This window comes from Phenylobacterium koreense (assembly GCF_040545335.1).
In the GTDB taxonomy this organism is placed as follows: Bacteria; Pseudomonadota; Alphaproteobacteria; order Caulobacterales; family Caulobacteraceae; genus Phenylobacterium; species Phenylobacterium koreense.
Genome location: NZ_JBEPLU010000003.1, coordinates 282,744 through 295,751, shown reverse-complemented (window position 1 = coordinate 295,751; position 13,008 = coordinate 282,744). Strand labels below are relative to the sequence as shown.

At 68.1% G+C, this 13,008-nt stretch carries 11 protein-coding genes; 5 read left to right on the top strand and 6 right to left on the bottom strand.

Annotated elements, in window-relative coordinates; all coding sequences use genetic code 11:
* Positions 1 to 80: 80 nt before the first annotated feature.
* Positions 81 to 1,496 (bottom strand): MFS transporter, encoded by a 1,416-nt coding sequence (locus tag ABID41_RS17440; protein WP_354298282.1) that lies wholly within the window; start codon positions 1,494 to 1,496, stop codon positions 81 to 83.
* 97 nt (positions 1,497 to 1,593) lie between these two features.
* Complete coding sequence (locus ABID41_RS17435; protein WP_331932932.1) at positions 1,594 to 3,051, bottom strand: MFS transporter; 1,458 nt, start codon at positions 3,049 to 3,051, stop codon at positions 1,594 to 1,596.
* 191 nt (positions 3,052 to 3,242) lie between these two features.
* On the opposite strand from ABID41_RS17435, the gene ABID41_RS17430 reads away from it, so the two are divergent.
* Entirely contained in the window at positions 3,243 to 4,073 is an 831-nt protein-coding gene (locus ABID41_RS17430; protein ID WP_354298281.1) for a thioesterase family protein, read from the top strand.
* A gap of 106 nt (positions 4,074 to 4,179) precedes the next feature.
* Here the strand turns inward: ABID41_RS17430 and ABID41_RS17425 are convergent, their stop codons facing one another.
* The 4 genes from ABID41_RS17425 to ABID41_RS17410 form a co-directional block, all read right to left on the bottom strand.
* Positions 4,180 to 5,085, bottom strand: a complete 906-nt coding sequence (locus ABID41_RS17425) for an SDR family NAD(P)-dependent oxidoreductase (RefSeq protein WP_331932930.1) — start codon at positions 5,083 to 5,085, stop codon at positions 4,180 to 4,182.
* Between the two features lie 232 nt (positions 5,086 to 5,317).
* On the bottom strand, positions 5,318 to 6,256 hold the full coding sequence (locus ABID41_RS17420) for an HlyD family secretion protein (RefSeq protein ID WP_354298280.1): 939 nt from the start codon (positions 6,254 to 6,256) through the stop codon (positions 5,318 to 5,320).
* 7 nt (positions 6,257 to 6,263) lie between these two features.
* On the bottom strand, positions 6,264 to 7,013 hold the full coding sequence (locus tag ABID41_RS17415) for an ABC transporter ATP-binding protein (protein WP_354298279.1): 750 nt from the start codon (positions 7,011 to 7,013) through the stop codon (positions 6,264 to 6,266).
* The gene (locus ABID41_RS17410; protein ID WP_331932927.1) at positions 7,010 to 8,152 is read right to left on the bottom strand and encodes an ABC transporter permease; all 1,143 of its coding nucleotides are present in this window, start codon (positions 8,150 to 8,152) and stop codon (positions 7,010 to 7,012) included. The genes ABID41_RS17415 and ABID41_RS17410 overlap by 4 nt, the downstream gene beginning before the upstream one ends.
* A 138-nt stretch (positions 8,153 to 8,290) precedes the next feature.
* Between ABID41_RS17410 and ABID41_RS17405 the strand changes: the two genes are divergently transcribed.
* From ABID41_RS17405 to ABID41_RS17390, 4 genes are all read left to right on the top strand, one after another.
* Positions 8,291 to 10,384, top strand: a complete 2,094-nt coding sequence (locus tag ABID41_RS17405) for a S46 family peptidase (protein ID WP_354298278.1) — start codon at positions 8,291 to 8,293, stop codon at positions 10,382 to 10,384.
* 128 nt (positions 10,385 to 10,512) lie between these two features.
* The gene (locus ABID41_RS17400) at positions 10,513 to 10,836 is read left to right on the top strand and encodes a DUF6665 family protein (RefSeq protein WP_331932925.1); all 324 of its coding nucleotides are present in this window, start codon (positions 10,513 to 10,515) and stop codon (positions 10,834 to 10,836) included.
* A 147-nt stretch (positions 10,837 to 10,983) separates the two neighbouring features.
* A complete protein-coding gene (locus tag ABID41_RS17395) occupies positions 10,984 to 12,261 on the top strand; it encodes a NupC/NupG family nucleoside CNT transporter (RefSeq protein WP_354298277.1) in 1,278 nt (425 codons plus the stop codon).
* 36 nt (positions 12,262 to 12,297) lie between these two features.
* Positions 12,298 to 12,918 (top strand): glutathione S-transferase family protein, encoded by a 621-nt coding sequence (locus ABID41_RS17390; protein WP_331932923.1) that lies wholly within the window; start codon positions 12,298 to 12,300, stop codon positions 12,916 to 12,918.
* Positions 12,919 to 13,008: the final 90 nt, after the last annotated feature.

Below are 13,008 nucleotides of genomic sequence, written 5' to 3'. Positions count from 1 at the left end.
AGAGGTGGGACCGCCTGGCGGCGGCCCGCTTTTCCTCTCCCTCCCCCCATGAAAGGGGAGAGAGAGGTCATCAGCGCCAGTTAGTGCGGGGCTTGCACCGCGACGCTGGCGCCGGCGACGGCGTCGAGCAGGCCGGCTTCCGCGGCCAGGGCGTCGCGTTCGTCCAACTTGCGGCGGATCTCGGCGTGACGCTTGGCGTCAAGCTTCCAGCCGATGAAGGCCGCGCCGCCGAAGAACACCAGGATGATCGGGGCGAACACGTAGCAGAGCTCGAGGCCGCGGATGGCCGCGGGCGTGTTCACCGCGCCCTCGGCGGCGTTGTAGCCGACCAGGTCGAGGACGGTGAAGCTGATGCCGACGGTGATGGCGGTGCCGATCTTCTGGGTGGTGGTGACCAGCGCGTAGAGCAGGCCGACTCGCTCCTTGCCGGTCTCCAGGCGGACCTCGTCGGCGACGTCGGCGACCATGGCCCGGACGATCAGGATGAAGGCCGAGGAGACGAAGCCGACCGAGATCATGCCGGGAATGGCCAGCGGCATGGTGGCCGGCGGGATCAGCATCAGGGCCGACTGGCTGATGGCGTAGCAGACCGTCGAGATCATCAGAGCGCGGTGCTTGCCGACCTTCTGGGCGAGCCAGCCCCAGAACATGGCGCCGACCAGGCCGGCCGCGATGTAGAGCACCAGGAGGAAGTTGGTCTGCTGGTGCGAATAGCCGCGCGCGTCGTGGAAGAAGAACAGGTAGAGGGCCGCGGTGGTGCCCGGGCCGAGGGCCATGAACAGGTCGGCGAAGATCAGGCGGGCCATTTCCGGACGGCGGACCAGCGAGATGTAGTCGTTGAGGGTGACGCGCTCCTTGGCGACGTCGGTGGCGACCCGCTCGGGCGTCAGCGAGAGGCAGATGAAGAGGGCGATCGGGACGGCGATGATGCAGAACCAGCCCATGGCGTGGACGCCGGCCGCGCCGGCGGCCTTCGGGCCGAGGGCCATCGGCAGCAGCAGGATCAGCACCGCGCCGACGACGCCGACGGCCTGGATCAGGCCGTAAACCCGCGAGCGGTCGTGATAGCCGGTCGCCAGCGAGGCGCCCCAGGCGGCCTGTGACAGGGTGACGATCGAGATGCCGAGATAGAGCACCAGCAGCCAGCCGATCAGATAGAACTCGGTGATCCCGGGCTTGGCCATGAACAGCATGTAGACGGCGGCCATGACGATCGGCGCGCCGATCGAGAGCCAGACGCGGTAGCGGCCGAACCGCGTGCGGGTGCGGTCCATGGCCATGCCGAGCAGCGGGTCGAGGGCCATGTCGATCAGGCGCACGATGGTGAAGGCCCCGCCGACGGCGGCCAGCGACAGGCCGACTGCGCTGGCGAAGAACCGGGGCAGATAGACGCCCATGACCAGGCCGATCGCGGCGACGGGAAGGGCTGTGGAGGCAAAGGCCATGACCACATGCAGTGGCAGCCGGTTTTGGCCGCCGGGGGCGGGATTCGCCATGAACGCCTCAAATTTCGGGCCCCTGAAATATAGCGGGGCGGTTTGAAATTAGACGCCCGACGCTGAGGTCGGGCGCGGACTCAAGAACAGGTTCTAACTATCGACCCGGATTGGGCCGGCCGACAATGGCCGTTTCTACGGTGACGGTCTCGATGATCGCATTCTCGGTGGCGACCGTCTCGACAGTGACGGTTTCGGTGTAGAGGGCGTCGCGCTCGTCGAGCAACCGGCGGATCTCGGCATGGCGCCGCGCGTCCAGGCCGTAGCCGATCATGCAGGCCCCGCCGAGCATCACGAAGACGATCGGGCCGATGAGATAGGCCAGTTCGAGATTGCGGATCGCCTCGGGGGTATTCACCACGCCTTCCTTGGCCTGATAGCCGACCGCTTCCAGCACCATGAAGGTGAGGCCGATGGAAAAGGCCCCCGCGATCTTCGAGGTCATGGTGGTGACGGCGTAAAGCAGGCCCGAGCGCTCCCGGCCCTGTTCGAGGCGGACCTCGTCGGCGATGTCGGCGGTCATGGCGCGGGTCAGGACGCCGAAGCCGGCGGCGAGGAAGCCCGCGAGGAACATCGGCCCGATGGCGATCAGCATGCTCCCCTTGGGGATCAGCATCAGCGACATGAGGATCAGCGAATAGCCGGTGGTGGTGACCATCACCGCCCGGTGCTTGGAAATCATCATGGCGAGGCGGCCGGCCATCGGCGCGCCGACGAAGCCCGCGAGGATGTAGATCGCCAGCAGGATCGAGGCCTGGCCGGTGGTGAAGCCGCGGCTGTCGGTGAAGAAAAACAGATAGAGGGCGCTCATCCAGCCCGGGCCGAGGGCCAGGCAGAGGTCGGCGGCGAGGATGCGGGCCATGCTTGGCCGCGAAACCAGCGACCAGTAGTCCCGCAGGCGGAACTGATGACCCGGGACTTCGGGCGCGATGCGTTCGGGCGTGCGCCAGACGACGAGGCCGACGGCGATCGGCGTCAGCAGCAGGATGAACCAGCCCATGGTCGCCACGTTGCCGGAATCCGGCATGTTGCGGGCCTCGGCGATGATCGGAATGGCGAGGACGGTGGCCGCGCCGAGCACGCCGACCGCGGTCATGATCCCGAACACCCGGGACCGGTCATTATAGGCCGGCGCCAGGGTGGCGGCCCAGGCGGCGTGGGACAGGCTGATGATCGAGGTCCCGAGATACATCACCAGCAGCCAGAAGATCAGATAGGTGGTTCCTACCCCATCGGCCGGCATGAACAGCCAATACATCGCCGCCATCAGGAAGGGCGCGCCGACCAGGGTCCAGACCCTGTACCGGCCCCAGCGGGTGCGGGTCTTGTCCATGACCCAACCCAGCAGGCCGTCGACCGGAATGTCGATCATGCGGACGATGAAGAAGGCCGTCCCGACGGCGGCGAGGCTGACGCCCAGGTGGCTGGCGTAGTGGCGGGGCAGATAGACCGCCACTGCGATCGTCACGGCCTGGATGGGCAGGCTGGTCGCCGCGAATGCGAAAATGGTGGATAGCGGCAGCGAGGCGCGCTGCGCCGGCGGGGCCTTGGTCAAGGTTCGTTTCTCCCTAGGGCGGGCGGACCTCTGACGGGCCTGCTCCTATTCTCAGGTTACGCGCGATCACCTAGGGGGCGGCAAGTGAATTCGTCGGGATGGGCGAAGTTGTCTCTCCGGCCCCGAACCATCGCCCCAGGTTGCACCCGTGACCGCCTTGCGCCTGGGCGATCAATGGGTAGAACCGCTGGATGTCCACGACTTCCGCCAATCCGGCCTTCGACATCTCCCTGAACGCCGCCGCCCCGGGGCGGTGGACGACGCTTGCCGCGCCGCAATGGCGCAATCCTGGCGGCGGGCTTTGGGGCGGCTACGCGCTCGCCCTCTGCGTTCGGGCGTTGGAGGCCGAGCCGGAGGCGATGGGGGAAGCGCTGTCCCTGACGCTCACCTTTGCGACGGCCCTGCCGTCCGGAGAACTGGACGTGCGCACGCGCCGGCTGCGGCAGGGCGGGTCGATCGGGATCTGGGAAGTCGAGCTTTCGCCGCAGGGCGCGGGCGAGGTCGGGGTGCACGGCATGGTCACCGTGGCCCGCCGGCCATCCACACCGCCCTTCGCGTTCGCAAGCCTCCCGGCGGCTCCGGCTCCGGAGAGCCTGCCGAGCCCGGATCAGCCGGCCGGGACGGAGCACTTCGGCACGGCGGCGTTCGAGCGGCGGACCCTGGACGGTTTTCCACCCAAGCCCGGCGGGGACTCGCGGTCCCTGGCCTGGGTGCGGCCGCGGCTCGGCGCCTGGGACAAGGCGCTGTTGGCGATGGTCACGGACAACTCCGCGCCGCGGGCGATGTATGCGCTCGATCGCGTCATGGCGACGACGCTCTCGCTGACGGTCTACCTGCACGCACAGGCCGAGGAACTGGCCGAGCTGGGCGACGACTTCATCCTGATCGAGTGCGAAGGCCGGGTCGGCGGCGGCGGGGCCTCCGACGAGCGGTCGAGCTACTGGTCGCGCGACGGGCGGCTGCTGGCGACCAGCGAGCAGCTTGCCTGGTACCGCCAACGGCCGCCGGTGGTCCCGGAGTAGGGCGCGGGCGCCCCTGGAAACAGTCCTCTGCGCGTCCCAATGAAAAACGGGCGGCGTTCCGGTGAGGAACAGCCGCCCGTAAACCTTGGCGAATGCCTGGGCGCCCTTAGCCGCCCTGGAGCTTGCGGAAGAACTTGCCGCTTTGTTCGCCGCCGGCGACGTAGGCTTGCTGGCCGGTCGGGTCGGTGATCTTGGCCCAGTTGTCGCGGACTTCCTCGACCGAGAGGCCGCCTTCGCCGAGGTAGACGCCCTCGGTTTCATAGATGCGCGAGAGGGCGAAGGCGCCGGCGCCGGCGGTCAGGATCGCGCCGGTGGGGGCTTCTTCCGAGGCCAGGTAGACGACGCCCGGCGTGACGTATTCCGGCTTCAGGCGCTCGAGCACTTCGGCCGGCATCAGGTTCTCGGTCATGCGGGTGGCGGCGACCGGGCTGATGGCGTTGATGTGGATGTTGTTCTTCTGGCCTTCGAGCTTGATAGTGTTCATGAAGCCGACGATGCCGAGCTTGGCCGCGCCGTAGTTCGACTGGCCGAAGTTGCCGTAGAGGCCCGACGAGGAAGTGGTCACGACGATGCGGCCGTAGTTCTGCTCGCGCATGATCTCCCAGACGGCCTTCACCGGCTTGACGGTGCCCATCAGGTGGACGTTCAGCACCAGCTCGAAGTCGGCGATCTCCATCTTGGCGAACGACTTGTCGCGCAGGATGCCGGCGTTGGCGATCAGGACGTCGATGCGGCCCCAGGCGTCCATGGCCTGCTTGACCATCAGGGCGACGCCGGCGTCGTCGGTGACCGACGAGCCGTTGGCGATGGCTTCGCCGCCAGCCGCCTTGATCTCGGCGACGACGGCGTCGGCCGCAGCCGAGGAGCCGCCGGAACCGTCGACCGAGCCGCCCAGGTCGTTGACCACGACCTTCGCGCCGCGGCGGGCCAGTTCAAGGGCGTGCTGACGGCCCAGACCGCCGCCCGCGCCCGTCACGATCGCGACCTTACCGTCGAAGCGGATGTCCGCCATGGTAGTCTCCCATCCAAACAGGGGTTTGAAATCTCGCCGCGGTTTGTGCGGTGCGGGAGAGATGAGGTCAACAGGGTGTTTGGATCCCAGGCATGGCTCTTCCCCTGGGCCGTCATCCTCGGCCGAGAAGCGCGCCGGGGATCGATATGCGCTAGCGTTTCCTGACGAGCCTCGGCGTTCACGGACGGCCGGGACCTGGCGGCCGGCCGTGACGAACACGAGGGGAGGGCGGCTAGCGCATGAACTTCACGAGGACGCGCTGGCCGATCAGGAAGGGAGCGTTGTCGGCGCTGACGACCACTTCGACCACGCGGTCGTCGGCGCGTTCGGTCGCGTCGTCGGACTGCAGCTTGCGGGCGCCGAAGACGGCGGCGCGGCGCAGGACCTTGCCGGCGTAGATCTTGCCGGGCTCGGATTCCGGCGCGATCTGGACGTTCTGGCCGATGTCCACATTGCTCAGCGAGCCCTCGGCGATCTCGGCGCGGACGATGCGGGCCGCGTCCGGCTCCAGGTCGAACATGTTGGAGACGTTGAGGGTCGAGGCGCCCGAGCCCGGATTGGCGTAGCGGCGGGCGATGCGGCCGTCGGTCGGGGCGCGGATGGCGGTGAGCTCCAGCTCGTAGCGGGCCTCTTCCAGCGCGGCCTGGGAGGTGGCGACGGCGGCGCGCTGGGCCTGGAGATTGGCCTGGGCCTCCCGGATCCTATCGGCCGCCTCGTCCAGTTTCTGAGCGGCGACGTAGTTGGTGGCGGCCAGGCCCTGCAGGCGACGATGCTCGCGCTCGGCGGTGGCGAGCTGGACCTGGATGAGGCCGATCTGGGCGCGGGCCTGGTCGACCGCGGCGGCGGCGCGGGCGGCGGCGAGCTTGGCGTCGTCGTCCTCCTGGCGGGCGAGGATCTGGCCCTTCACCACCTTGTCGCCTTCCTGGACATAGACCTCGCGCACCACGCCGGCGCGGCGGGCGGCGACCTGGATCATGCCTCCCTCGACATCGGCCTTGCCGTTGGCGACGGCCACGAAGGGGCTCTTGGGCGCAGCGGCGGCCGCGGCCTTGGCCTCCTCGGCCTTTTTGGCCTTGGCCTGGCTGGAGAGCACGAAACCGCCGGCGCCGAGCACCGCCAGGGCGGCGACGGCGGCGATCTTGATGCGGTTTGATCTGACGAAGGCGAACATGGTCTTCCTAGGCTCCGGCGAGCGCTGATTGCTTGGCTTGGGCCGCGACGTCGGCGGTGCGCCGGTCGTCCAGGATGCGGCCGTCCTCGATGTGGATGATGCGGTCGGCATAGGCCTCGAGCCGCGGGTCGTGGGTGACGCAGATCACGGCTGCGCCATGCTCCTTGGCGGCGCGCTGCAGGAGTTTGATGACGATCTGGCCGTTCTCGCCGTCGAGGGCGCTGGTCGGCTCGTCGGCGAACAGCAGGCGAGGGTCCTTGGCCAGGGCCCGGGCGATGGCGACGCGCTGCTTCTCGCCGCCGGAAAGCTCGGCCGGGCGCTGCTCCAGCCGCTTGCCGAGGCCGACCTCGGTGAGGGCGATGGCGGCGCGGTCGCGGGCCTCGGCCGGCGAGTAGCCCTTGTACTTCAGGATCGTCGTCACCTGCTGCAGGGCGGTCAGGGCTCCGAACAGGTTGAAGCCCTGGAAGATGAAGCCGCAGTGGTCGAGGCGGAACTTGTCGATCCGACCTGGGCGCTGGCTCCAGAGGTCCTCGCCGAGGGCGGTGACCTTGCCCTCGTCGGGGCGCAGGAGGCCCGAGAGCGCGGCGATCAGGGTCGACTTGCCCGAGCCGGAGGGGCCCATGACCATGGTCATCTCGCCGTGCCGGCAATCGAAGTCGATCGACTTGAGCACCTCGATGTGGGTGCGGCCGGTCTTGAAGCGCTTGACCAGGCCGGCGCCCTGCAGGGCGATCGGTTGGGGGTGCGGGGCGTTCATCGCAGCAGGTCCGCAGGCTGACTCTTCTTGAGGACGCCCAGGGCCATGAGTCCGGAGGCGAGGGAGATCGCCATCAGCAGCACGGCGACCAGCGCCACCCACCCGGTCGGAAAGCCCATGGGCAGTCCGGCGCTGCGGGCGAGCAGCGAGATGAGGAAGGTGAAGAGGGCGGTGGCCCCGAGGCCCACCACCCCGACCCAGAAGGAGAGCTCCAGCACGATCAGCCGCAGCGAGCCCATGGAGACGCCGAGGGCGCGCAGGGAGGCGAACTCCTTGATGTTGGCGAGGATCGCCCCGCGCAGGGTCTGGGAGGTGATGCCGACCCCGATCAGGAAGCCGAGGAAGACCGAGAAGCCCAGGAAGATGCCGATGATCTGCTCCTTCATCAGCGCGCCTTCGTTGGCCCGGGCGAGCTCGGCGCGGGTCCAGGCGCGATAGGCGCCCTTGGCCCCGGCGTTGAGCTGGTCGCGGATCGCCTCGGCCTGGGCGGGGTTGGCGATACGCACCATCAGCGGGCCGGTCTTCTCGCCCTTCTCGTTCATGCCTAGGCGGCGAAGCGTGTCGCGGGAGACGACGATCGAGGCCTGGTTCACGTCCGGATAGCCGTCGAGCAGGGCGCGGACTCGGACCGTCTTGCCGTTCACCGTGGCGGTGTCGCCGAGCTTTACGCCGAGGCGGCCGAGGGCCGAGCGGTCGATCGCAACGGCGTTGGGCTCCATGAGCGCCAGACGCACGTTCTCGGGATAGTCGACGGGCAGGGTGAGGGCGCCCGGTTCGGTGTCGACCATGTTGACCTGGACCCAGGTGGTGACCTGCTTCTGGCCGCCCTCCGGCTGGTTGGTCCAGCGGCCGCCGCCGCCGTCGAAACTGGCCACCTCGATGACGTTGGGATTGAGATAGAGCTGCGGCCCGATGCGCCGCGGCAGGCTGGAGGGGCCGGAATTGATCAGGCTCTCCGACTTGGCCGGCATGATCATCAGGTCGGCGCGGGAGCGGTCGATGGTGGCGGTCGCGGCCTGGACCATGCCGGTGAACATCCCGACCTGGGCGAGGATCAGCAGGCCGGAGAAGGCGAGCGCGATCACCGCGGCCAGATAGCGCCGCCATTCGAAGATCAGTGTCGCCAGAGCCAGTGACATGGGGCCTCCTCAGCCGCAGCATGTGTGCGAGGCGGGGCCGATGGCCTAGTTAAATCGAGGTAAGGCGAACTTGCCGCGCTGGCCACACCAGGACGCGAGCGTTACATGGAAGCATCCGGCGGGCGCTCGGGGGCGCCCGTGTCCATCAGGCTGCTGAATATGATCCGACTGAAGTACGGCGCGGGCCTTGGCCTGGCCGCTGCGTTCTCGATTTCCGCTGCGCCGGCCCTGGCCGACGAAGGCATGTGGACCTACGACAACTTCCCCCTCGCCCAGGTCAACGAAGCCTACGGGTTGAAGCTCGACCAGAAATGGCTGGACCGGGTGCAGGGCGCCTCGGTGCGGCTGACCACCGGATGCTCGGCCTCGCTGGTCTCGGACAAGGGCCTAGTCTTCACCAACCACCACTGCGTGGTCGAGTGCGCGCAGGACCTCTCGTCGGACAAGACCGACTATGTGCAGGACGGCTTCCTGACCGCCTCCCGCGAGGAGGAGAAGAAGTGCCCGGGCATGCAGGCCGAGATCCTGACCTCGATCACCGACGTGACCAGGGAGGTGCAGGCGGCCGGCTTGGGCAAGACCGGACAGGACTTCGTGCGGGCGCGCGACGCGGTCATGGCCTCGCTGGAAAAGTCCGGCTGCGGCGATGACCCGAACCTCCGCTGCCAGGTGGTGACCCTGTACCGCGGCGGCCAGTACAAGCTCTACCGGTACCGCAAGTATTCGGACGTGCGCCTGGTGTTCGCGCCGGAGTTCGCGACGGCCTTCTTCGGCGGCGATCCCGACAATTTCAACTTCCCGCGCTACAACCTCGATATCGGCTTCGTGCGGCTCTACGAGAACGGCAAGCCGGCGGCGACGCCGCAGCACCTGACCTGGACGAGCCGCGCGCCGCAGGACGGCGAGGCGACATTCGTCTCCGGCAATCCGGGCTCGACCAACCGCCTGATGACGGTCTCCCAGCTCGAGACCCTGCGCGACCTGACCATTCCTGTCGGGCAGCTCCAACGCTCGGAGATCCGCGGCCGGCTGATCCGGTTCTCGGAAGAGAGCCCCGAGCACAAGCGCATCGCCACCGACCCGCTGTTCGGGATCGAGAACTCCTACAAGGTCTTCTTCGGCCAGCAGTTCGCCTTGAACGACAAGGCGTTCATGGACGCCAAGCGCGCGCAGGAAGCCGAGCTGAAGGCGAAGATCACGGCCGATCCGAAGCTGGCGGCCGAGATCGGCGATCCGTGGGGCGACATCGCCAAGGCGCAGGAGGCCTACGCCAACAACTATGTCCGCTATCGCCAGATCGAGGGCGGGGCGACCTATTCGAAGCTCTACGATTACGCCCGGACCCTGGTGCGCGCGGCCGAAGAGCGGAGCAAGCCGAGCGCCGAGCGTCTGCCCGAGTTCGCCGACGCCCGCCTGGCGCTGATGGAGAAGACGCTGCTCGATCCCAAGCCGGTCGATGCGCCGCTGGAGGAGACCTATCTCTCGTTCTGGCTCTCCAAGACCCGCGAATACCTGACCACCGACGATCCGGCCGTGAAGACCCTGCTGGGCAAGGAAAGCCCCGAGGGCCTGGCCCAGCGTGCGGTCGCCGGCTCCAAGCTGGCCGACCCGGCGGTGCGCAAGGCGCTGTGGGACGGCGGGGCCAAGGCGATCGCCGCCTCGGACGATCCGCTGATCCAGCTCGCTTTGCGGAACGATCCGAACGCCCGGGCGGTGCGCAAGACCTGGGAGACCGAGGTCCAGGCGCCGACGGATGCGGCCGCCGAGCGCGTGGCCCGCGCCAAGTTCGCCGCCTATGGCGAGGAGGTCTATCCGGACGCGACCTTCACCCTGCGGCTCTCCTACGGGAAGGTCGGTGGCTGGACCTACCGCGGCCAGACGATCCCGGCGACGACGAACATCGCCGGCCTCTATGAGCGCGCGACCGGGGCCGAGCCCTACCAGCTCGCGCCGCGGTGGGTGGCGGCCAAGGACAGGCTGAACGGTTCGACCGTCTTTGACTTCGTCACCACCAACGACATCATCGGCGGCAATTCCGGCTCGCCGGTAGTCAACGCCAAGGGCGAGATTCTTGGCGCGGCCTTCGACGGCAACATCCATTCGCTGGGCGGGGCGTTCGGCTACGACGGCTCGATCAACCGTACGGTGGTGGTGGCGACCTCCGCCGCGACCGAGGCGCTGGCCAAGGTCTATGGCCGGACGGAGCTGGTGAAGGAACTGACCGGGAAGTAGTTTTTCCTCCCTGAGTCAGCAAGACCCCACCCGTCTCGTCGCTACGCGCCGATCCACCCTCCCCATGAAGGGGAGGGTGGGCGCGTTGGGGTCTTGGTTCGACGTCCCTCGGCGGCCATATTGGCCGCATGTCCAGTCTACGCATGCCGCAGGGCTCGTCCTCGCCGCTCTTCAAGACCGGGGCGAGCATCCTCGACTACGAGATCCAGGAGGAGCGCGGCTATGCGCTCGGCCGGGCGGGGCAGCGGGTCGAGACCGCGCTGGCGGCGCTGCGGGCGTTCGACGCGCGGGGCGGGCCGGTTGACGAACGGCCGGCGCTGCTGAAGGAGGCGGCGAAGGCTGTCTGGTACTACTTCATCCAGCGCGAGGCCTGCGGCATCCGCAACCAGAAGCCGGCGATCGAGCATTACGGCATTCCGCGCGAGGTGCTGATGCGGCTGGGCGCGTCCTAGTCGCCTCCTTTCGTTGCAAGCGCGGCGCTACGCCCCGCTTGCGCGGCCATACCCCTCCGTAGTCAATAGGCGCGAAAAACTGCGCCGCACGGGGCGCGACAGTAAGTGTTGGACCGCCGCGCGCGGCGGCCGGTCCGGGGGCCATGAATGTTCCGACCTGAAAACGCCCAGAGCCTGGCGGGCCTGGGCTTTGTCATCGCCGTCTGCTGGGCGCTGTCGGAGAACAGGAAGGCGTTTCCCTGGCGGCTGGCCCTGGGCTCCATCGTCGTGCAGATCGGGCTGATCGTGCTGCTGTTCGGCCTGCCCGGCGCCCAAGCGATGATCCAGGCGATCAACGACGGGGTCGACGGCCTGGCGGCGGCCACCGCGAAGGGCACGCAGTTCGTGTTCGGCTACATGGGCGGGGGCGACCAGCCCTATCAGGTGACCAATTCCGGCGCCCTGTTCGTGTTCGCCTTCCAGGTGCTGCCGCTGATCCTGGTGATCTCGTCGCTCTCGGCGCTGCTGTGGCATTGGGGCATCCTGAAGCTGATCACCCGGGCCTTCGGCCTCCTGTTCCAGAAGACCATGGGGCTGGGCGGGGCCTCCGCCCTGGCGGTGGCGGTGAACATCTTCCTCGGCATGATCGAGAGCCCGATCGTCATCCGCGCCTATCTCGACAAGCTGACCCGCTCGGAACTGTTCCTGATGATCGTGGTGGGGCTGGCGACGGTCGCCGGCTCGACCATGGTGGCCTATGCGACGATCCTGAAGGCGGTGCTGCCCAATGCGGCGGCGCACGTGCTGGTCGCCTCGATCATCTCGGCGCCGGCCGGCATCCTGCTGGCCCGGATCATGGTGCCGGAAAAGCCGGGGCAGGGCGGCTTCTACGCCGACTACGGCTCGCTGCTGAAATATGACTCCTCCATCGACGCCATCAGCAAGGGCACCATGGACGGCCTGACCGTGGTGCTGAACATCTCGGCCATCCTGATCGTGTTCGTGGCCTTCGTGGCGATCGGCAACGGCGTGCTGTCGGTGCTGCCGGCGGTGAACGGCGCGCCGCTGACCATCGAGCGCATCCTGGGCGTCATCTTCGCCCCGCTCGCCTGGGCGATGGGGGTGCACTGGGACGAGGCGCTGAAGGCCGGCTACCTGCTGGGCGTGAAGCTGATGCTCACCGAGTTCATCGCCTTCATCCAGCTCGGCGCGATCCCCGAGGCGGAGATGACCGAGCGCACCCGCATGATCCTCACCTATGCACTCTGCGGCTTCGCTAACGTGGGGTCAGTGGGGATAACCGTGTCCGGCATGGGCGTGCTGATGCCCGAACGACGCAACGAGATCATCGGCATGGTGTGGAAAGCGCTGCTGGCCGGCTTCCTCGCCACCTGCATGACGGGCGCCCTGGTGGGGGCGATGCCGCGGGAACTGTTCGGCCAGTAGCGGCGAGCCGTGGGCCGGCCGTGGGAGGAGACGAGGATGAAGCTCTACGATACGCCGATCGCCCCGAACCCGCGCCGGGTGCGCTGGGTGATGGCCGAGAAGGGGATCGACGACATCGAGGTCGTCGCCCTCAACCTGATCCAGGGCGAGCACAAGCAGGCGGATTACCTGGAGAAGGCGGGCCTGCCGAACGTCCCGGCCCTGGAGATGGACGACGGCGTGACCATCACCGAATCCATCGCCATCTGCCGCTATCTGGAGAGCATCTATCCGGAGCCGAACCTGTTCGGCGGCGACGTCCACGAGACGGCGGTGATCGAGATGTGGATGCGCCGGGCCGAGATGCTGGTGGCCACGCCTTTCATGCTGGCGGTGCGTCACACCCATCCGGCCCTGGCGGCCCTGGAGACGCAGAATCCGCCGGTGGCCGATTACAACAGGGATATGGGTCTGCGCGGCCTGAGGGTGCTGGACCGGCGGCTGGCGCAGAGCGAGTGGCTGGGTGGAGAGCGCCTGACCATCGCCGACATCGTCGCCTTCATCGGCATCGACTTCACCCGGATGATCAAGCTGCCGATGCCGGAGGAAATGACCCACCTGGGCCGCTGGATGCAGGCGATGCGGGAGCGGCCCGCGGCGAAGGCGGGGATGAGCTGACGCCATCCCCGAAGTGTCATCCCGGCTGAAGCGAAGCGGAAGGCCGGGACCCATTCGCGCCGTGAGACGGAGGTCGGGCTCCGACGCGCA